Annotated in this window: 14 protein-coding genes; 9 read left to right on the forward strand and 5 right to left on the reverse strand. The window is 70.0% G+C overall.

The annotated features are described in order from the left end of the window. From ACIODU_RS09725 to eccCa, 4 genes are all read right to left on the reverse strand, one after another. Complete coding sequence (locus ACIODU_RS09725) at positions 1-2,301, reverse strand: hypothetical protein (protein WP_401765834.1); 2,301 nt, start codon at positions 2,299-2,301, stop codon at positions 1-3. Then, on the reverse strand, positions 2,301-2,789 hold the full coding sequence (locus ACIODU_RS09730) for a hypothetical protein (RefSeq protein WP_401765836.1): 489 nt from the start codon (positions 2,787-2,789) through the stop codon (positions 2,301-2,303). Before ACIODU_RS09730 ends, ACIODU_RS09725 begins: the two co-directional genes overlap by 1 nt. 79 nt (positions 2,790-2,868) lie before the next feature. Next, complete coding sequence (locus tag ACIODU_RS09735; RefSeq protein ID WP_401765838.1) at positions 2,869-3,621, reverse strand: hypothetical protein; 753 nt, start codon at positions 3,619-3,621, stop codon at positions 2,869-2,871. Next, positions 3,618-7,595, reverse strand: a complete 3,978-nt coding sequence (gene eccCa / locus ACIODU_RS09740) for a type VII secretion protein EccCa (RefSeq protein ID WP_401765841.1) — start codon at positions 7,593-7,595, stop codon at positions 3,618-3,620. Before eccCa ends, ACIODU_RS09735 begins: the two co-directional genes overlap by 4 nt. A gap of 268 nt (positions 7,596-7,863) precedes the next feature. On the opposite strand from eccCa, the gene eccD reads away from it, so the two are divergent. The 6 genes from eccD to ACIODU_RS09770 all read left to right on the forward strand — a co-directional run bounded on the left by eccD (position 7,864) and on the right by ACIODU_RS09770 (position 15,073). After that, a complete protein-coding gene (gene eccD, locus ACIODU_RS09745) occupies positions 7,864-9,369 on the forward strand; it encodes a type VII secretion integral membrane protein EccD (RefSeq protein ID WP_401765844.1) in 1,506 nt (501 codons plus the stop codon). Positions 9,370-9,605: 236 nt separating this feature from the next. Continuing rightward, positions 9,606-9,896 (forward strand): 30S ribosomal protein S15, encoded by a 291-nt coding sequence (gene rpsO, locus ACIODU_RS09750; RefSeq protein WP_161312975.1) that lies wholly within the window; start codon positions 9,606-9,608, stop codon positions 9,894-9,896. 328 nt (positions 9,897-10,224) lie between these two features. Continuing rightward, positions 10,225-12,459, forward strand: coding sequence for a polyribonucleotide nucleotidyltransferase (locus ACIODU_RS09755; RefSeq protein ID WP_356430030.1), 2,235 nt, complete (start codon positions 10,225-10,227; stop codon positions 12,457-12,459). After that, positions 12,456-13,832 (forward strand): pitrilysin family protein, encoded by a 1,377-nt coding sequence (locus ACIODU_RS09760; protein WP_356430027.1) that lies wholly within the window; start codon positions 12,456-12,458, stop codon positions 13,830-13,832. The genes ACIODU_RS09755 and ACIODU_RS09760 overlap by 4 nt, the downstream gene beginning before the upstream one ends. A 22-nt stretch (positions 13,833-13,854) precedes the next feature. Beyond that, positions 13,855-14,607, forward strand: coding sequence for a 4-hydroxy-tetrahydrodipicolinate reductase (gene dapB / locus ACIODU_RS09765; RefSeq protein WP_401765847.1), 753 nt, complete (start codon positions 13,855-13,857; stop codon positions 14,605-14,607). Between the two features lie 13 nt (positions 14,608-14,620). Continuing rightward, positions 14,621-15,073, forward strand: a complete 453-nt coding sequence (locus tag ACIODU_RS09770) for a tetratricopeptide repeat protein (RefSeq protein WP_161312979.1) — start codon at positions 14,621-14,623, stop codon at positions 15,071-15,073. Between the two features lie 89 nt (positions 15,074-15,162). Here the strand turns inward: ACIODU_RS09770 and ACIODU_RS09775 are convergent, their stop codons facing one another. Beyond that, a complete protein-coding gene (locus tag ACIODU_RS09775; RefSeq protein WP_356430021.1) occupies positions 15,163-15,711 on the reverse strand; it encodes a hypothetical protein in 549 nt (182 codons plus the stop codon). A gap of 291 nt (positions 15,712-16,002) precedes the next feature. Between ACIODU_RS09775 and thyX the strand changes: the two genes are divergently transcribed. The 3 genes from thyX (at position 16,003) to ACIODU_RS09790 (ending at position 19,736) form a co-directional block, all read left to right on the forward strand. Continuing rightward, positions 16,003-16,740: an FAD-dependent thymidylate synthase gene (gene thyX, locus ACIODU_RS09780; protein WP_401765852.1), complete on the forward strand. Its 738-nt coding sequence runs from the start codon at positions 16,003-16,005 to the stop codon at positions 16,738-16,740. 218 nt (positions 16,741-16,958) lie between these two features. Beyond that, positions 16,959-17,858 carry a 4-hydroxy-tetrahydrodipicolinate synthase gene (dapA, locus tag ACIODU_RS09785; RefSeq protein WP_161312982.1) on the forward strand — a complete coding sequence of 300 codons (900 nt, stop codon included), beginning with the start codon at positions 16,959-16,961 and terminating at the stop codon, positions 17,856-17,858. A 192-nt stretch (positions 17,859-18,050) separates the two neighbouring features. Then, positions 18,051-19,736: a ribonuclease J gene (locus ACIODU_RS09790; protein WP_161312983.1), complete on the forward strand. Its 1,686-nt coding sequence runs from the start codon at positions 18,051-18,053 to the stop codon at positions 19,734-19,736. Positions 19,737-20,110 lie beyond the last annotated feature (374 nt).

Here is a 20,110-nt window from a genome sequence, read left to right on the forward strand (position 1 = left end):
TCATCCCGGTTGAATCTCGGTTTCCAGATCGTCGGCCATCTGCCCGACGTTGACCGATGCGGCGCCGAACCCGGCCTCCGTTCCGATCCGTGCCCATTCGGCCACCCTTTCGGCATACGGAACATGGTGGGCATCCGCGGCGGTGATGGCGGCCATTTGGCTGAGGGCGACATTCCCGTCCTTGCTGTCCTCCCAGATCTGCGCCGCGTCCCGCCCCGCGTTTTTCAGGGCTTCCGGTTCGGCCTGCTGGAAAATGTGCTCAAGGACGACGCTGCTCACTGTGCCGGCCACGCCGCTCGCGATCGCGCCTCCCACCGGGGTCGCCACGAAGCTCACCCCTACGCCGACGCCTGTTCCAATAGCGCCGGACCAGGTGTTCTTCTTCTGGGCCACGGCGTCCTCGAAATCGCCGTCCGCTTGGCTCGCCGGACCCAGCACGGCCTCTTGGCGGCCGATGGAGAGGGTTCCGCCGATCTCACCCGACTTGTTCGCAATCTCCTTGATGGTGTCTTCGGGCGAGTGGGGATAGCGCAGTTCTGCCGGCAGATCAGGGTTCATGTGGTAATCGATGAGATTGGCCATGTATGCCTTCTGGCCGACCTCCACATTCGCGAATCCCTCGGGGTTCTGCCCCACGCCGACCAGGAAGCGCGTGACATCCGAATGGCTCAGCTCTGCCTGCGTGCCCGCGATGGGGAAGAGCTGCTTCGAGTTTCCATAAGTATCGTCCGTCATGGCCAGCGTGATGTCCGGCAAGTACTCCGCCGCGATCTGCCCGACGCTGTCCGACATGTAACCGTGCTTCGTCAGGCGCTCCGGGTCGTCCGCGATGGACGACACCAGGCTCTCCATCAGCGCCGCCTGCCGCGCGTTGTGGGCCGGGGTGTCCGGGCCCGGTAGTTCGCCGGCCGGGTGGCCGGTGGTGGCGGCCTCCAGGGCCAGGGCCATCGCGTTGCGGCCCGTGTTGCTCTCCTCGCCCTCGCTGTTCTGTTCCTGCGGCCAGTCCCGCTCCTCGAAGAGGTAGTCGAAGTTGCTGAGCCCGGCCTTCACCTCCTTTCCGTCCGGGCCCTCACGCTTGAAGTCGTGGTCCTCGTCCTTCGTCACGAAGGGGTCGCTGAAGAAGTCGGTCGCCGCGTCCGGGCTGTTCGACAGGGCCTTCATGAAGCCCGTCATCGGGTCCGAGCCGGAGTCGGTGCCGGTGCGGTTCAGGAACGGGTCCATCCCCATGCGCTGCCAGGCCAGCGGCGCGTGACCGCCGTTGTCGGTCATCTTCTTCTCGGTCTTGATCAGCTCACTGCCGTAGCTCTTGAGGAACCCATCGTCGAAGTCGCCCCACCGCATCAGGTTGCTCATGACCTGGAACCCCATGGGACCGCCAGGCCTGCCCACCGGCTGGCTGCCGAGGCCCGTCATGTCCCGCTTCCAGTCCGTCATGCCCTGGCTGTCGCTCTGGGTGGCCGTGGCGAGCGTCAGGCTGAGGTTCTTCTGCAACTCGCCGTACTGCCCCACCCGTTCATGGCCCAGCCGGGCGCCGTCGTGCGGGTCGTTGATGCCGGCCCAGAACTCCAGCGTGCCCTTGGCGCCCAGCCGCGCGGCGAAGCGCTCCGCGAAGAGTTCGTCGCCCGCGTACTTCTTGAGCCCGGCGTTGAGTTCGTCGAACTCCTTGACGCTGAGGTCCCCCGGCTTCTGCTGCGCCAGCCGCGCCAGCCGGTCCGCCTCCCTGAGCGCGCCGTCCGCGGAGTCCCGGTCCTGGTACGCGGCTCCCGAGAAGCCGTACGTGCTCTGGTCGGCGAGCGCTCTGAGCACCGTGGCGGCCGAGGTGTCGCTCTGCGTCGCCCGGTCGAGGATGCCCTGGATCTCGTCCCGGAAGAGGGTGACGTCACTCTCGCTGTGCTCGGGGACGGTCGTCCCCTTCGCGGCCCGGTCGGGGTGGATGTTCATCGTGACCGTGAAACCTCCGCCCGCGGTCGAGGTCACGGTGAGGTTCTTCTTCAGCGCGCGGTCGAGGGCCGCCTCCAGCGCCCGCTGATGCTCCTTCAGTTCGTCCCGCGTATCGCTCAGAATGTTCTTGATCGAGGTCGCCTGGGTGTGGGCGTCCTTGAACTCCCCGGCGGTCCTGCCGATGAACTTCCGCGAGACGGTCGCGTTGACGCCGGTCCAGTTGGCCTTGTTCGCCTGCCCCCTGAGCCCGTTGTTCGCCTCCGCCTCCAGATCCACGAGGTTGCGCACCATCGTCGCCCAGTCGGCGATCGCGTCGTCGAGCGGCTTGAAGCGGGCGAAGCGCAGGTCCTCCAGGTTCATCAGTCGTCCCCCTTGTTCTTCTTGCCCGGTTCGCCGTACGCCTCGTCGAAGCCCTGGTCGAGCGTGGCGATACTGCTCAACTGCCCCTGGATGAAGTGCTCGTCACCGGCGTGCGCGTTCTTCGTGTAGTCCATGTGGTTCGAGATGTGGGCACACGCGTCCATCAGCGACTTGAGCTGGGCCTCCCAGCGGACCGAGACGTGCTGGAGCGCCCCGCCCAGGGCGAACCCCTGCGTCGTCAGATCACCTGCGGCCTTGTCGCTGCTCGGCACGGCGACCCGCGCTTCCTTCCACAGCCGGTTGTACAGCTTGAACGCCTTGTCCCCGATCGCCGCGAGATCGGACTGGGTGACCTTGAGATCACCCTGGGCGTCGCCGGCGGTTCCGCCGCCCCCGCCCAGGTCGGCCGGAAGCTGATTCAGCCGCATCCCCGTCGACCTGCTCTCCGCCGCCGCGGACTTCAGCTGTTCCCACTCGTCCCACGCCATGGGCGGGCTCCTTCCCCCGTGCGCCCGGTGCTCCGGTGCGCGCCATTCACTCGGACCGACCGCCGTTCTCAGCTCATCCTCACGCGCCGGGCTCCTCGGGTACGGGTACCCGCTCGGGCAGCCCGGCCTCGTCCGCGCACGCCAGCACGTCCGCGAGCCGCCGCGAGACGGAGTTGAGGACCGTCATCCGGTCCTCGCCGCTGGTGCCGCCCTCGATCCGGGCGGGGGTGCTGAACAGACCCGCGTTCACGTACGGGGTCCCGGCGGTGGTCCCGGCGGCGGCGGTCCCCGTGCCCTTGGTGGGGCAACGGAAGTACAACGAGGTGGAGTTCGCTTCCTTGGTGTAGGCCAGGACCCCCAGAGGGTAGTACGTCAGATCCCGGGCGCCCTTCTCCACAGTGCCCCGCCCCGGGAAGCGGCTCGCCGCCTTGAAGTCCAGCTCGACCAGCGGCCGGCCGCTCCTGTCACCGGCCCGGTACACCGTGCACCTGCTCCGCAGGCCCACCTCGTCATGGAGGTGCTTCGCCGCCCGCGCGACGGAGAACGCGTTCGGCTGTCCCGCCTCCGTCGTACCGGTGAGTTCGGTGAACCGGTCGGTGCCGCCCAGGCGCCTCAACGCCTCCGCCCCCGCCGTGTCCAGGGCGCCGTCACAGACCTGCTCCGCCGTGACGCCCGGGGGAGTGTCGTCGCCGGATCCGCCGGAGCAGCCGGCCGCTCCGAACAGGACCGCCACGCCCGCCCCGACCCAGCGCGGTACGGTCCGGCGAGCGCGACCACCCTCCGCGCCGCACGCCCCGGCCTGTCCGGACCGCTGCCACGGCTGCCCGATCACGACGAAGGCCCCTCCGCCACCAGCCCCGTCTGCACCAGGGGATTCCCCCGCCGCCGGGAGACGAACACCCCGCGGCCCGCCGGCATCGGGCGGGGGCGTACGCCCGCCAGGACGTCGCCCTCGTTCGGGTCGCCGGACAGTACGACGCCCTGGGCGCCCAGCTCCTGCATGCGCTGCATGAACGGTTCGTACGCCGCCCGGCTCGCGCCCGCCGTGCTGCGGGCGATGATGAAGCGCACCCCCACGTCCCGCGCGAAAGGCAGCAGTTCGGCGAGCTTGGCCAGCGGGTTGCCGCTCGACGTGGAGACCAGGTCGTAGTCGTCCACCACCACGTACACCGTCGGCCCCCGCCACCAGCTGCGCTCGCGCAGCTCCTCCGCCGTGACGTCCGGGGACGGTGTGCGGCGCTGCATCAGGTTCACCAGCGCGTCGACGTGGTGCTCCATGTTGTTGGACATCGGTACGTACTCCGCCAGATGGCTGGACGGCGTGACACCCAGCAGCCCGCGCCGGTTGTCGATGACGAAGAGCTTGCAGGAGTCGCCGTCGTACCGCTCCGCCAGCTGCTTGATCAGCAGCCGCAGCAGGTTCGACTTGCCGGACTCGCTCTCCCCGAACACCAGGAAGAACGGGTCGCGTTCGAAGTTGACGAAGACCGGCTCCAGGTTGTTCTCGTCGATCGCGAAGGCGACCCCGCGGTCCGGCCGCTCCGCGCCCCCGGGCAGCTCCGCCGCCGGGAGTTCGCGCGGCAGCAGTCGTACGGAGGGCGCCCCCGGCTCGGTCCAGTGCCGGGCGACCTCCTGGGCCATCGCCGCCGTCGCCTCCGACAGGTCGCTGTCCGAGTTGATGCCGTCGATCCTCGGCACCGCCGCCATGAAGTGCAGCTTCTCCGGGGTCAGACCGCGCCCCGGCACCCCCGCCGGCACGTTGACCGCCGACTTGCGGTCCAGCTCCGAGTCCATCGTGTCGCCGAGCCGCAGCTCCAGCCGGTTCATCAGGTGGTCCTTGAGGTTGGCGCGGACCTCCATCGAGCGGGACGCGGTCAGGACGACGTGGATGCCGTACCCGAGGCCCCGCGCCGCCATCTCCAGGACCGCCTGCTCCAGACCCTCGTAGTCGGAACGGAAGCCGCCCCAGCCGTCGATCACCAGGAACACGTCGCCCCACGGCTGCTCCGCCGGCGAGATGTCACCCCGCGCCCGCATCCGCCGGAACGTCGCGATCGAGTCGATCCCGGCGGCCCGGAAGTACTCCTCGCGCCGCGTCAGGATGCCGTACACCTCGGCGACCGTACGCCGCACCCGCTCGGGATCGAGCCGGGAGGCCACCCCGCCGACATGCGGCAGGCCCGCCACCGACGACAGCCCGCCGCCGCCGAAGTCCAGCCCGTAGAACTGGACTTCGCGCGGGGTGTGCGTCAGCGCGAACGCCGCGATCAGGGTCCGCAGCAGGGTGGACTTGCCGGACTGCGGGCCGCCCACGATCTGCATGTGTCCCGCCGCCCCCGAGAAGTCCCGGAAGAGCGTGTCACGCCGCTGCTCGAACGGCTTGTCGACCACCCCGAGGGGTACGACGAGCCGCCCCGCCCCCTCGTACCCGGGCTGCGCCAGCCCCCGCCCCGGCACGTCCGCGAGCCCGGGAAGCACCTCGTCCAGCGACGGCGGGTTGTCCAGCGGCGGCAGCCACACCTGGTGCGCCTCCGCGCCGCGCCCCTCCAACCGCCGCACGATCACGTCGAGTACGGAGTCGGCGAGGGCGTCGTCCTCCGCCGCCCGCGCCTCCGGCACGGCCGGACCCGGCGCCGGTTCCACGTACCGCACCGGTACGGGCGCCGCCGTGAACGCCACCGGCCTGCGGTCCACCGGCAGCGGCCCGCCCGGCACCGCCGCCCGCTGCGCGCCCGTGCGGTACACCCCGGAGACGTACGCGGCCTTGAACCGCACCATTTCGTCCGTGCCGAACTTCAGATACCCCGAACCCGGCACGTTGGGCAGCTGGTAGGCGTCCGGCACCCCCAGCGCCGCCCGCGACTCGGCGGCGGAGAAGGTCCGCAGACCGACGCGGTACGAGAGGTACGTCTCCAGGCCGCGCAGCCGCCCCTCCTCCAACCGCTGGGAGGCCAGCAGCAGATGGACGCCCAGCGACCGCCCGATGCGGCCGATCTGCACGAACATCTCGATGAAGTCCGGCATGGCGGTGAGGAGTTCGCTGAACTCGTCGATCACCAGGACGAGCGACGGGATCGGCCGCAGCGGCGCGCCCGCCGCGCGCGCCTTCTCGTAGTCGTGGATGTTGGCGTAGTTCCCCGCGTCGCGCAACATCTCCTGACGGCGGTTCAGCTCACCGCGGATGGAGTCGCCCATGCGGTCCACCAGCGTCAGGTCGTCCGCCAGGTTGGTGATCACTGCGGCCACGTGCGGCATCTGCGACATGCCCGCGAAGGTGGCGCCGCCCTTGAAGTCCGCCAGGACGAAGTTGAGGGTCTCCGAGGAGTGTGTGACGGCGAGACCCAGCACGAGGGTACGGAGCAGCTCGGACTTGCCGGAACCGGTCGCGCCGACACACAGACCGTGCGGACCCATGCCCTCCTGCGCGGCCTCCTTCAGGTCCAGCATCACCGGGCTGCCGTCCTCGCCGACCCCGATCGGCACCCGCAGCCGCTCCGCCTGCGAGCGGGGCCGCCACGTCCGGGTGACGTCCACGGACGCCGCGTCGCCCAGGTTCAGCAGATCGGTGAAGTCCAGGTTGGCCAGCAGCGGTTCGTCGTCGTCGCCGCCCGACGCCACCCGCAGCGGGGCGAGCTGCCGGGCCAGCGCCTCGGCCGCCGCCACACTGAGCAGGTCGGGCTCCCCGTCGTACACCAGGCCGTTCCCCACCTCCAGTTGGAGCGCGTCCGGGCGGACGACGACGGAGAGGCTGCCGCGCGCGCCGGTGACCTCGCCGGGCACGACCTCGATCACCGTCACCCCCTGGAGCCCCTCGGCCGCCGCGAGCGCCGAGGCCGGCGGTACGGTCCTGCCGTCCAGGACGACCACCACGTGCGGCTGGTCCAGCAGGGGCTGCCCGCCGGGCTGGAAACGGGGGCGGCCTTCCAGGTGCCCGGCCAGAAGCGCCTCCAGCTCCCACGGGTCCGTCGTGATGAGGCGGCGGCTGCCCGCCCCGTCCGTGGTGCCGGCGGACTGGACGTGCGGCAGCCACTTCGCCCACTCCCAGGCGGCGGTCTCCTCACGCCCGGTGGCGAACGCGATCACCAGGTCGTCGGGGGAGTGGAGGGAGGCGAGCGAGGCGACCATCGCGCGGGCCGTGGAGCGCACCGACCCGGCCTCGCCGCCGACCGTCACGTGATAGAAGGCACGCAGCGAGACGGCCATCGGCAGACCGTCCAACGTGCCGTGCGCCATGAGGAATTGACGCATGGCGCCGGCCGTCAGCGGCTCCAGCTCGTCGACCGGCGCGGTCTCCGGCGCGATCAGCGGCGTCGCCAGCTCCTGGCTGCCCAGACCGATCCGTACCTGCCCGAAGTCGTGGTCACCGACCCGCCGTTCCCACACCCGGCTGCCCTCGGCGACCAGCGCCCACAACTGCTCGGGGGACGGGTGCAGGTAGTACTGCGCGTCGCGCTGGAGACGCGCCGTCCGCAGCACCGAACGCCGCGTCTGCGTCAGGTACTTGAGGTAGTCGCGCCGCAGGTCGGCGAGTTGGCCCTGGGTGCCGCGCCGGTAGCGCACCAGCATCGCGATCGCCATGGCCACCGTCGAGGCGATCATCACCATGCCCATGATCCGCATGATCGGGTTCGGGGTCATGAAGAAGAAGACGACGGAACCGCCCATCCCCAGCATCGGGAGCAGCTGCATCAGCGCGCCCTCCTGCTGCCCGCGCGGCAGTTCGGGAGGAGGCTGGAGCTGCACCTGTTCGCCGGGCACCTCGGACGGCAGGACCCGCGGCGGGCGCTTGACGACGATCTGACTCACAGCTCACCCATTCCCTCGCCGGACGGAATGTTTCTGTCGGCGCCCCCGTGGCGACGGGTTCCATCCGCGGCAGGGATCCTACTTGCGCCCGGCCCCAGGGGGTGGCGGTAGTGTGACCCGACGCGTTCACACCCCTCGCCAACTCGTGAACTACCGCAAGAAGAGGGGCATTCGGGGCGCGGCCACGAGGCCTCCGGGACCGGTGTCTCCACACCACACACCACATCTCCACGGCGGGCACGACCAGAACCACGAGGGGAAGCAGCAGGTGAGTATCACGGCCCCAGCGACGGCCACCGGAACCGGCAGGCCCAGCTCCCCGGCCCCGTCCGGCGGCGGAACCGGCTTCTGCCGGGTCACGGTCGTCGCCCCCGACAGCCGCGTCGACGTGGCCCTGCCCGAGGACATCGCGGTCGCCGACCTCTACCCGGAGATCCTCCGGCTCTCCGGCCAGAGCCCCGCCGACGGCGCCCCCGTCGGCTACCACCTGGTGCGCCGCGACGGCACCGTACTGGACAGCGCCCTGTCCCTGGCCGCCCAGCGCATCCTCGACGGCGAACTGCTCTCCCTGCGCCCCTTCGCCGAGTCCCTGCCGCCCGCCGTCTTCGACGACGTGTCCGACGCCGTCGCCTCCGCCGTCGCCCGCGACCGCGCCCTGTGGACCGACCGGCTGATGCGCGCCGCCGGACTCCTCGGCGGCTCGGTCCTCCTCGTCCTCCTCGGCTTCGTCCTCTGGACGGCCGACCCCCGGCACGACATGCACGGCCTGCCCGGCGTCCTCGCCGGCGTCACCGGTGTCCTGCTGCTCGCCCTCTCCGCCGTACGGGCCCGGGTGTACGACGACCGCGCCTCCTCCGTCGCCCTCGGCATCGGCTGTCTGGCGAACACGGCGGTCGGCGGATCGGGACTGCTGCCCCTCGACGCGGGACAGGGCATCGGCCGGCTCCAGTTCCTGCTCGCCTGCGCCGCCGTCCTGGTCGCCTCCGTGATCCTGGTGATCGTCTCCCCCGGCGGCGACGGCCCCTTCGTCGCCTTCGTCCTCGCCGCCGCCACCGGCCTGGTGCTCACCTTCGTCGCGATCACCCGCCACCTGGAACCCGCCGAGACCGCCGCGCTCTGCGCCCCGCTCGCCGTCGGCGCCCTCGCCTTCCTGCCCGGCCTCTCCACCCGCTTCGCCCGGCTCCCGATCGGCTTCGAACCGCCCCGTACCGGCGTCGGCGGGTACGGCACCGACCCCGAGCCCCAGAGCACCGTCGACGCCGCACGGATCGCCGCCCAGGCCCGGCGCGGCCACGAACTGCTCGTCGGCCTGGTCGGGGGCTGCGCGCTGGTGGCCGTCGCCGCCGCCGCGGTGCTCGGCTTCTCCGACGACGTGTGGGGGCAGCTCCTCGCCCTCGCCACCGGCGTCGCCATGCTCATGCGCGCCCACCTCTTCCGCTACACCGCCCAGGTCGGCTGCGCCCTGGCCGCGGGCCTCGGCGCCCTGGTGCTCCTCGTGCTCGGCCTGTGCCTCAACCCGCCCGCCGGCCTGATGCGCGAGGCCCTCACCGGTGACGGCCGCGCCCTGGACATCCGTACCGTCTGGCTCACCACCGCGGTCGCCGCCGTCGCCGCGCTGATCACGGCCGTCGGGCTGATCGTGCCGCGCAAGGGCGTCACCCCGTTCTGGGGCCGCTTCCTGGAGATCGCGGAATCCTGCGTGCTGCTGACGCTCGTACCGCTGTGCCTCGCCGTCTTCGACGTCTACCACTCGATCCGGGCCATGACGTCCTGACGCTGACGCGGACCGTCCGCCCTCGGTGCCGTACCCGGGTGAGAAGTGCGTGAACCGGCTGGTACTCTGGGCGACGGCCGTCTGTGTACGTGACCCCGGTGCCCCGACAGATCCTCACCGATCCAAGGGCTCCCCGGTCGGCACACGGCGGATCCCCAGCCTCCCGAGTCACGGAAGCTCCCCAGAGTATTCGACCTGGGGCACTCGAAGGCCACGAAGACCCACGAGGAGTACGCGTGCCGCTCGACGCCGCTACAAAGAAGACGATCATGACCGAGTTCGGCCAGAAGGAAGGCGACACCGGCTCCCCCGAGGTCCAGGTCGCCATGCTGTCGCGCCGGATCTCGGACCTGACCGAGCACCTCAAGGTGCACAAGCACGACCACCACTCCCGCCGTGGTCTGCTGATCCTGGTCGGCCAGCGCCGCCGCCTCCTTCAGTACCTGGCCAAGAAGGACATCCAGCGCTTCCGTGTGCTGGTGGAGCGCCTGGGCATCCGCCGCGGTGCCGCCGGCGGTGCCAAGTAGTCCCGACGCCGTGACAGGGAGCGGTTCCCCCATCCCGGGGACCGCTCCCTTCGCCGTATGACGACCCGCACCACGTAATCTGGTGCGGGAGCACCAAGAAGAGCACAACAGAAGAGCACCACAGAAGAAGAGCACCACCGAAGAGCACCAACTGAAGAGGAGAAGCGAACTCCGCCGCCGCCGGTCCTCGGTAGTGGCGCCCGGAACGGCGCGCGGCCCACGCCGCGGCCCCGGGTGCTTCGATCGAAGACCGGCCCGCACCAAGGAGCGCTTCTCCGCCACGTCCCCTGCCACACGGGCACCGGACGAAGACGAGGAGAGAACACTAGTGGAGAACGAGACCCACTACGCCGAAGCCGTGATCGACAACGGAACCTTCGGCACCCGCACCATCCGCTTCGAGACGGGCCGCCTGGCCCGTCAGGCCGCCGGCTCCGCCGTGGCCTACCTGGACGACGACACCATGGTGCTGTCGGCCACGACCGCCTCCAAGAAGCCCAAGGACCAGCTCGACTTCTTCCCCCTCACGGTGGACGTCGAGGAGCGCCAGTACGCGGCCGGCAAGATCCCCGGCTCGTTCTTCCGCCGCGAGGGCCGGCCCTCCGAGGACGCGATCCTCACCTGCCGCCTCATCGACCGCCCGCTGCGCCCGTCCTTCAAGAAGGGCCTGCGCAACGAGATCCAGGTCGTCGAGACGATCATGGCGCTCAACCCCGACCACCTGTACGACGTGGTCGCGATCAACGCCGCCTCCTGCTCCACGATCCTCGCGGGCCTGCCCTTCTCCGGCCCCGTCGGCGGCACCCGCGTCGCCCTGATCAAGGGCCAGTGGGTCGCGTTCCCGACGCACACCGAGCTCGAGGACGCCGTCTTCGACATGGTCGTCGCGGGCCGCGTCCTGGAGGACGGCGACGTCGCGATCATGATGGTCGAGGCCGAGGCCACCGACCGTACGATCCAGCTGGTCAAGGACGGCGCCGAGGCTCCCACCGAGGAGATCGTCGCCGCCGGCCTGGAAGCCGCGAAGCCCTTCATCAAGGCGCTCTGCAAGGCGCAGTCGGACCTCGCCGCCAAGGCCGCCAAGCCCACCGGCGAGTTCCCGATCTTCCTCGACTACGAGGACGACGTCCTGGAGGCGCTCACCTCCGCCGTCCGCGGCGAGCTGGCCGAGGCGCTCACCATCGCCGGCAAGCAGGAGCGCGAGGCCGAGCTGGACCGCGTCAAGGGCCTCGCCGGCGAGAAGCTGCTCCCGCAGTTCGAGGGCCGCGAGAAGGAGATCTCCGCCGCGTACCGCTCGCTCACCAAGACCCTGGTCCGTGAGCGCGTCATCAAGGACAAGGTCCGCATCGACGGCCGCGGCGTCACGGACATCCGTACGCTCGCCGCCGAGGTCGAGGCCATCCCGCGCGTGCACGGTTCCGCGCTGTTCGAGCGGGGCGAGACCCAGATCCTGGGTGTCACCACCCTCAACATGCTCCGCATGGAGCAGCAGCTGGACACCCTCTCCCCGGTGACCCGCAAGCGCTACATGCACAACTACAACTTCCCGCCGTACTCCACCGGTGAGACGGGCCGCGTCGGTTCGCCGAAGCGCCGCGAGATCGGTCACGGCGCCCTGGCCGAGCGCGCGCTCGTGCCGGTGCTGCCGACGCGCGAGGAGTTCCCGTACGCGATCCGCCAGGTCTCCGAGGCGCTGAGCTCCAACGGCTCGACGTCCATGGGCTCGGTCTGCGCCTCCACCATGTCCCTGCTGAACGCCGGTGTGCCCCTCAAGGCCCCCGTCGCCGGCATCGCCATGGGCCTCATCTCGCAGGAGATCGACGGCGAGACCCACTACGTCACCCTCACCGACATCCTCGGTGCGGAGGACGCCTTCGGCGACATGGACTTCAAGGTCGCCGGTACGAAGACGTTCGTCACCGCGCTCCAGCTCGACACCAAGCTCGACGGCATCCCCGCCTCGGTCCTGGCCGCCGCGCTGAAGCAGGCCCGCGACGCCCGCCTCCACATCCTCGACGTGATGAACGAGGCCATCGACGTCCCGGACGAGATGTCCCCCAACGCCCCCCGGATCATCACCGTCAAGATCCCGGTGGACAAGATCGGTGAGGTCATCGGCCCCAAGGGCAAGATGATCAACCAGATCCAGGAGGACACCGGCGCCGACATCACGATCGAGGACGACGGCACCATCTACATCGGTGCCGCCGACGGCCCCGCCGCCGAGGCCGCCCGCGCCACGATCAACCAGATCGCCAACCCGACGATGCCGGAGGTCGGCGAGCGCTACCTGGGTACGGTCGTCAAGACCACCACCTTCGGTGCCTTCGTCTCCCTGCTCCCCGGCAAGGACGGACTGCTGCACATCTCGCAGATCCGCAAGCTCGCCGGCGGCAAGCGCGTCGAGAACGTCGAGGACGTCCTCGGGGTGGGCCAGAAGGTCCAGGTCGAGATCGCCGAGATCGACCAGCGCGGCAAGCTCTCCCTCATCCCCGTGATGGAGGACGAGGAGTCCGCCGACGGTACGGCCACCGAAGACGCGAAGGACGAAGCGACCTCGTGACCACCGGCTCCAGGGCAACGGCCCGCACCTCTTCGGAGGCGCGGGCCGTTGCCCGTACCCAAACGCTCCTCAAGGGCGAGAACGGCATCGGCACGGTCCGCCGTACGACCCTGCCCGGCGGCCTGCGCGTCGTCACCGAATCCCTGCCGTCGGTGCGCTCCGCCACCTTCGGCATCTGGGTCCAGGTCGGCTCCCGGGACGAGACGCCCACGCTCAACGGGGCCACCCACTACCTGGAACACCTCCTGTTCAAGGGCACGAACCGGCGCAGCGCCCTCGACATCTCGTCCGCGATCGACGCGGTCGGCGGTGAGATGAACGCCTTCACGGCGAAGGAGTACACCTGCTACTACGCGCGTGTCCTCGACACCGACCTGCCGCTCGCCATCGACGTCGTGTGCGACATGCTCACCGGCTCCCTCATCGAGGCCGCCGACGTCGAGGCCGAACGGGGGGTCATCCTCGAAGAGATCGCCATGACCGAGGACGACCCCGGTGACGTGGTGCACGACCTGTTCGCGCAGACCATGCTCGGCGACACCCCCCTCGGCCGTCCGGTCCTCGGCACCGTCGAGACCGTCAAGGCCCTGGACCGCGACCGCATCGCCCGCTTCTACAAGAAGCACTACGACCCCACGCACCTGGTCGTGGCCGCCGCGGGCAACATCGACCACGCCACGGTCGTACGGCAGGTCCGCAAGGCGTTCGACCGGGCCGGCGCCCTGTCCCGTACGGACGCGGTCCCCCTCGCCCCCCGCGAGGGCACCCGCGCCCTGCGCACCGCGGGCCGGGTCGACGTCCTGAACCGCAAGACGGAACAGGCGCACGTCGTCCTCGGCATGCCGGGACTCGCCCGCACGGACGAGCGGCGCTGGGCCCTCGGGGTCCTCAACACCGCACTCGGCGGCGGCATGAGTTCGCGGCTCTTCCAGGAGGTACGGGAGAAGCGCGGCCTCGCCTACAGCGTCTACTCGTACACCTCGGGCTTCGCCGACTGCGGACTCTTCGGCGTGTACGCGGGCTGCCGCCCCAACCAGGTCCACGACGTCCTCAGGATCTGCCGGGACGAACTGGACAAGGCCGCCACCGAAGGCCTCAGCGACGACGAGATCGGGCGCGCGGTCGGCCAGCTCTCCGGCTCCACCGTCCTCGGCCTGGAGGACACGGGCGCGCTGATGAACCGTATCGGCAAGAGCGAACTGTGCTGGGGCAGCCAGATGTCCGTGGACGACATGCTGGCGCGGATCGCGGCCGTCACCCCGGACGAGGTACGCGCGGTCGCCCGCGATGTACTGGGACACCGCCCCTCGCTGTCCGTCATCGGACCGCTCAAGGACAAGCAGGCGGCCCGTCTTGACGAAGCGGTCTCCTGACCGCGGTAAGGAAAGCAGAGCGATGAACAAGCTGCGCGTGGCGGTCCTCGGAGCCAAGGGCCGTATCGGCTCCGAGGCCGCACGGGCCGTCGAGGCCGCCCAGGACCTGGAACTGGTCGCCGCCCTCGACCAGCACGACACGCTGGAGACCCTGACGGCGAGCGGGACGCAGGTCGCGGTCGACCTGACCCACCCCGACGCGGTCATGGGCAATCTCGAGTTCTGCGTGGGCCACGGCATCCACGCCGTCGTCGGCACCACGGGATGGGACGACGAGCGCCTGGGGCGGCTGACCTCCTGGCTGGAGGCCTCGCCCGAGACCGGGGTGCTCGTCGCGCCGAACTTCTCCATCGGGGCCGTCCTCACGATGAAGTTCTCCCGGTCGGCGGCCCGTTACTTCGAGTCCGTCGAGGTCATCGAGCTGCACCACCCGAACAAGGCCGACGCCCCCTCCGGTACGGCGGGCCGCACCGCCCAGCTGATCGCCGCGGCCCGCGAGGAGGCGCAGCTGCCTCCCCAGCCCGACGCGACGGTCACCGGACTGAAGGGCGCGCGGGGAGCGGATGTCGACGGCGTGCGCGTGCACTCCGTACGCCTCCTGGGGCTCCTCGCCCACCAGGAAGTGATCTTCGGCGGCGAGGGCGAGACGCTCACCGTCCGCCACGACTCCCTGCACCACAGCAGCTTCATGCCGGGCATCCTGCTCGGCGTGCGGCGGGTGGTGTCCACCCCGGGCCTCACCTACGGCCTGGAACACTTCCTCGACCTGAGCTGACGAGACCGCACCCATGCGCGCGAAGATCACCTACTGCGTCACGGCCGCCGTGCTGGTCGTCTACTTCGTCCTGGTCGGCAGCCGTGGCGTGCTGCTCATCGAACAAGGCACCGCGCTCACCGTCGCCTTCGGTATCGCCGTGCTGATCCTGCCGGTCATCGGCCTGTGGTTCCTCTGGAAGAACACCCAGTTCGTCAGCCGCGCCAACCGCCTCGCCGAGGAGCTGGACGCCGAAGGCGGCCTGCCGGTGGACGAGTTGACCCGTACGGCGAGCGGTCGCATCGACCGCGACTCCGCCGACGCCGTCTTCGCCAGGCGCCGCGCGGAGACGGAGGACTCGCCGGGCGACTGGCGCTGCTGGTTCCGGCTCGCGGTCGCCTACCACGACGCCCGCGACACGCCCCGGGCCCGCAAGGCGATGCAGCGCGCGATCGCGCTCCACGACAACAAGCCCGTACGCGCCTGAGCGGCGGGAAGCAGCCCGTACACACCTGAGCGGGGCCCGGCCGGATGGCCGGACCCCGCTCAGGGCCGTGGATACCGCTCGGGGAGCCGTCAGGGACGGCGGTACTCGTCCCCCCAGGCCTCGACGGTGTCGGCGGCCCGGTCGAACGCCTCCGTACGCGACAGGAAGTCCGCGTTGTGGTCCGTCAGCAGCGGCAGCTGCGTTCCCTGCCGCAGGACGACGGAGAGCGCCTGGCCCTGCACGGTGCGCGGCAGGCCGAGCCACCGTACGGGCTGCTGGACGGTACGGACCTCGGTGACCTGGTCCCAGGCCACGGTCTTCGTCCTGAGCAGCAGGACACGGCGGACGCCGTGCCGGCTCACCCAGGCGCCCACCCGCAGCAGCCGCAGGGCGACCGCGATGCCGAGGCCGGCGAGGGCGAGGCAGAGATAGGCGCCCGAGGCGCTGCCCGCGGCCGCGGTGACCGTCCCCGCGAGCAGGACGAACGAGGACAGCAGCAGGAGCAGCGCCGCCGCCGCCACCCGCCAGGGGCCGGGGCGGTAGGGACGCCGCCATTGATCATGATCGTCGAACGGCAACGCGACATCGTCCGTGGTCGCGTCAAAAGCCCGGTCGGCCGTCAGGAAGGGCAGGGGCACGACTGATCCTCACTCACAAGCACGCTCGATTGCTGTGCCCGGTGAGGCTATCGACCAGGTCCCCGGCCGGACCACCCCAGGGGGGCAGGGCGCGTCAACGGGGCCCGAACGGCTGCGGACCGTCGCCGTGACATCCGTATGAGTAGCCGTCTGATCCCTTACCGGCGCGGGCAGTCCGGCGGACGCCGGTCCGGACGGTCGTGCTCCCGTGTCCTGTCGCGGAGGGTGCTGTCAGTGCCGCGCCGTAGAGTGGGCGCCGCCCGAGCGACGTAACTGGAAGGACCCCCGCCGGTGAGCGACACCCCCGCAGAGACCAAGCCGAGCTTCCGCAGCGACGTCACCGTCGAGTTGGTGAAGCACACCGCCGGCGACTCCGACGTGCTGTGGGCCGCGCGCGTCTCCACCGCAGGTGAGCAGTCCCTGGAAGAGCTCTCGAAGGACCCCGAGCGCTCGAAGGGACTCATCAACTACCTGATGCGGGACCGCCACGGCAGCCCCTTCGAGCACAACTCCATGACGTTCTTCGTCAGCGCCCCGATCTTCGTCTTCCGCGAGTTCATGCGCCACCGGGTCGGCTGGTCGTACAACGAGGAATCGGGCAGGTACCGGGAGCTCCAGCCGGTCTTCTACGTCCCCGGCGCGGACCGCAAGCTCGTCCAGGAGGGCCGCCCCGGGAAGTACGTGTTCGTGGACGGCACCCAGGAGCAGCAGGATCTGACCGGCCGCGTGATGGAGGACTCGTACCTCCGGGCCTACGAGGCGTACCAGGAAATGCTCGCGGCGGGCGTCGCGCGCGAGGTGGCGCGGGCGGTGCTGCCGGTCGGCCTGTTCTCGTCGATGTACGCGACGTGCAACGCGCGCTCGCTGATGCACTTCCTCGGCCTGCGCACCCAGCACGAACAGGCGAGGACGCCGTCCTTCCCGCAGCGCGAGATCGAGATGGTGGGCGAGCGGATGGAGGCGCACTGGGCGGCGCTCATGCCCCTCACGCACGCGGCCTTCAACGCCAATGGCCGAGTCGCCCCTTAGAACCATCCTGCGGTGCGGAGCCCGTTCCGTGGCCCGTCCGGGGCACAGATGTACGGTCGGCGGGGTGAAGTGTCCGTATTGCGGGGTTTCGAGAAGTTCATCTAGGCTGATCAAACGGACCCGGCACTGCTTGAACCCCCGAGCAGGCAGTGCCGGGCTCCTCTTGTCCCGTCCCCCAAGGGGACACGGCGAGCTGAGCAGCGAGTAGCGTGTTACCCATGGCTCCGATCTCCACTCCGCAGACCCCCTTCGGGCGGGTCCTCACCGCGATGGTCACGCCCTTCACGGCGGACGGCGCGCTCGACCTCGACGGTGCCCAGCGGCTCGCCGCCCACCTGGTCGACGCAGGCAACGACGGCCTGGTCCTCAACGGGACCACCGGCGAGTCCCCGACCACCAGCGACGCGGAGAAAGACCAGCTCGTACGGGCCGTCCTGGACGCCGTCGGCGACCGCGCCCACATCATCGCGGGCATCGGCACGAACGACACCCGCCACAGCGTGGAGCTGTCCCGCGCCGCCGAGCGCGCCGGCGCGCACGGCCTCCTCGCCGTCACCCCGTACTACAGCAAGCCGCCGCAGGAAGGCCTCCACCGGCACTTCACCGCGATCGCCGACTCCACCGGCCTGCCGGTCATGCTGTACGACATCCCCGGACGCAGCGGCGTCCCCATCGACACCGAGACGATTGTCCGTCTCGCCCAGCACCCGCGTATCGTCGCCAACAAGGACGCCAAGGGCGACCTCGGCCGCGCCAGCTGGGCCATCGCCCGGTCCGGCCTCGCCTGGTACTCCGGCGACGACATGCTGAACCTGCCCCTCCTCGCCGTCGGCGCGATCGGCTTCGTCTCCGTCGTCGGCCACGTCGCCACCCCCGAGCTGCGCCAGCTGCTCGACGCCCACCTCACGGGCGACGTCCAGAAGGCCACCGAGATCCACCAGAAGCTGCTCCCGGTCTTCACGGGCATGTTCCGCACCCAGGGCGTCATCACCACCAAGGCCGCGCTCGCCCTGCTGGGCCTGCCGGCCGGACCGCTGCGCCTGCCGCTCGTCGAGCTGTCGGCCCCCGAAACGGACCAGCTCAAGATCGATCTGGCGGCCGGCGGGGTACAGCTCTGACACGGGACACCGCACGGATTCCCCGCGGACTCCGTCACCGACTTCACAATTGAACAAGCGGGACAGCACGACAGCACAGAGCACCACGGCACCACACCGAGAAATCGGTCCACACAGACAACAGCAAGTGCACCAATGTCATGCGCGCCACGTGCCTCAGCGGCACGTGGCGTGCGTGGTGAGGAGAGTCTTTTGAGTCATCCGCATCCCGAACTCGGCGCTCCGCCGAAGCTTCCCAAGAACGGCCTTCGCGTCACCCCGCTCGGCGGGCTCGGCGAGATCGGCCGCAACATGACGGTCTTCGAGTACAACGGCCGCCTGCTCATCGTCGACTGCGGCGTCCTCTTCCCGGAGGAGGAGCAGCCCGGCATCGATCTGATCCTGCCGGACTTCACCACCATCCGGGACCGCCTCGACGACATCGACGGGATCGTGCTCACGCACGGTCACGAGGACCACATCGGGGGTGTCCCCTTCCTGCTCAGACTGAAGGCCGACATCCCCCTGATCGGCTCCAAGCTGACCCTCGCGCTCATCGAGGCGAAGCTCCAGGAGCACCGCATCCGCCCGTACACCCTTGAGGTCACCGAGGGCCACCGCGAGCGCATCGGCCCCTTCGACTGCGAATTCGTCGCGGTGAACCACTCCATCCCGGACGCGCTGGCCGTGGCCATCCGCACCCCCGCGGGCATGGTGGTCCACACCGGCGACTTCAAGATGGACCAGCTGCCGCTGGACCGCAGGCTCACCGACCTGCCGACCTTCGCCAAGCTGGGCGAGGAAGGCATCGACCTGCTGCTGGCGGACTCCACGAACGCCGAGGTCCCGGGATTCGTCCCGCCCGAGCGGGACATCTCCAACGTCCTGCGCCAGGTGTTCAGCAGTGCCCAGAAGCGGATCATCGTGGCGAGCTTCGCGAGCCACGTCCACCGCATCCAGCAGATCCTCGACGCCGCCCACGAACACGGCCGCAGGGTCGCCTTCGTCGGCCGCTCGATGGTCAGGAACATGGGCATCGCCCGTGACCTGGGCTATCTGCGGGTGCCGGCGGGCCTGGTCGTGGACGTGAAGACGCTGGACGACCTCCCGGGCGAGCAGATCGTGCTCGTCTGTACGGGCTCGCAGGGCGAGCCGATGGCCGCGCTGTCCCGCATGGCCAACCGCGACCACCAGATCCGGATCGTCGGCGGTGACACGGTGATCCTCGCGTCGTCCCTGATCCCGGGCAACGAGAACGCGGTCTACCGCGTGATCAACGGCCTGACCAGGTGGGGCGCGAACGTCATCCACAAGGGCAACGCCAAGGTCCACGTCTCCGGACACGCCTCGGCGGGCGAGCTGCTGTACTTCTACAACATCTGCAAGCCGAAGAACCTGATGCCGGTCCACGGCGAATGGCGCCACCTGCGGGCCAACGCCGAGCTGGGCGCGATGACGGGGGTCCCCAAGGACCACATCGTCATCGCCGAGGACGGCGTGGTCGTGGACCTCGTGGACGGCAAGGCCAGGATCGTCGGCAAGGTCCAGGCGGGTTACGTGTACGTGGACGGCCTCTCGGTCGGCGACGTCACGGAGACCTCTCTCAAGGACCGCCGCATCCTCGGCGAGGAGGGGATCATCTCGGTGTACGTGGTGGTCGACTCCACGACCGGCAAGGTCGTCGGCGGACCCCACTTCCACGCCCGTGGCTCCGGCATCGAGGACGCGGCGTTCGGCGCCGTCCTGGCGAAGGTCGAGGAGGCCATCGCCAAGTCCGCGGCCGACGGAGTAGCGGAACCGCACCAGCTCCAGCAGCTCGTGCGCCGCGTGGTCGGCAAGTGGGTCTCCGACACCTACCGCCGGCGCCCGATGATCCTTCCGGTGGTCGTCGAGGTCTGACGGCCCGTCCGACGGCCGGTCCGACGGGCCGTCCGAGGCTCAACCCCGGAGCGGGGGGCCCGATTTGCATCGGCGCCCTCCGCTCCAGTACGTTTACGTCTCCACCGAGCGGGAACCCGGGTTAATCAAGAGCCTGGAACGTTCCCCGGCAGGTGGGGGAATCGGCTCAGATAACTCTGATAAAGTCGGTTCAGCCGAAAGGCAGAGAAACAAAGGCCCATCCAAAGGACACCGGAATTCAAGCGGCAAGAACAGCCGAATGGATCTGGTAAGGTTGGAAACACGAAATACCGAAGGGAAGCGCCCGGAGGGCCCCGGAGACGGGACCGAAGGAAGCGTCCGTTCCTTGAGAACTCAACAGCGTGCCAAAAGTC

This window comes from Streptomyces sp. NPDC088261, from assembly GCF_044740805.1.
Classification (GTDB): Bacteria; Actinomycetota; Actinomycetes; order Streptomycetales; family Streptomycetaceae; genus Streptomyces.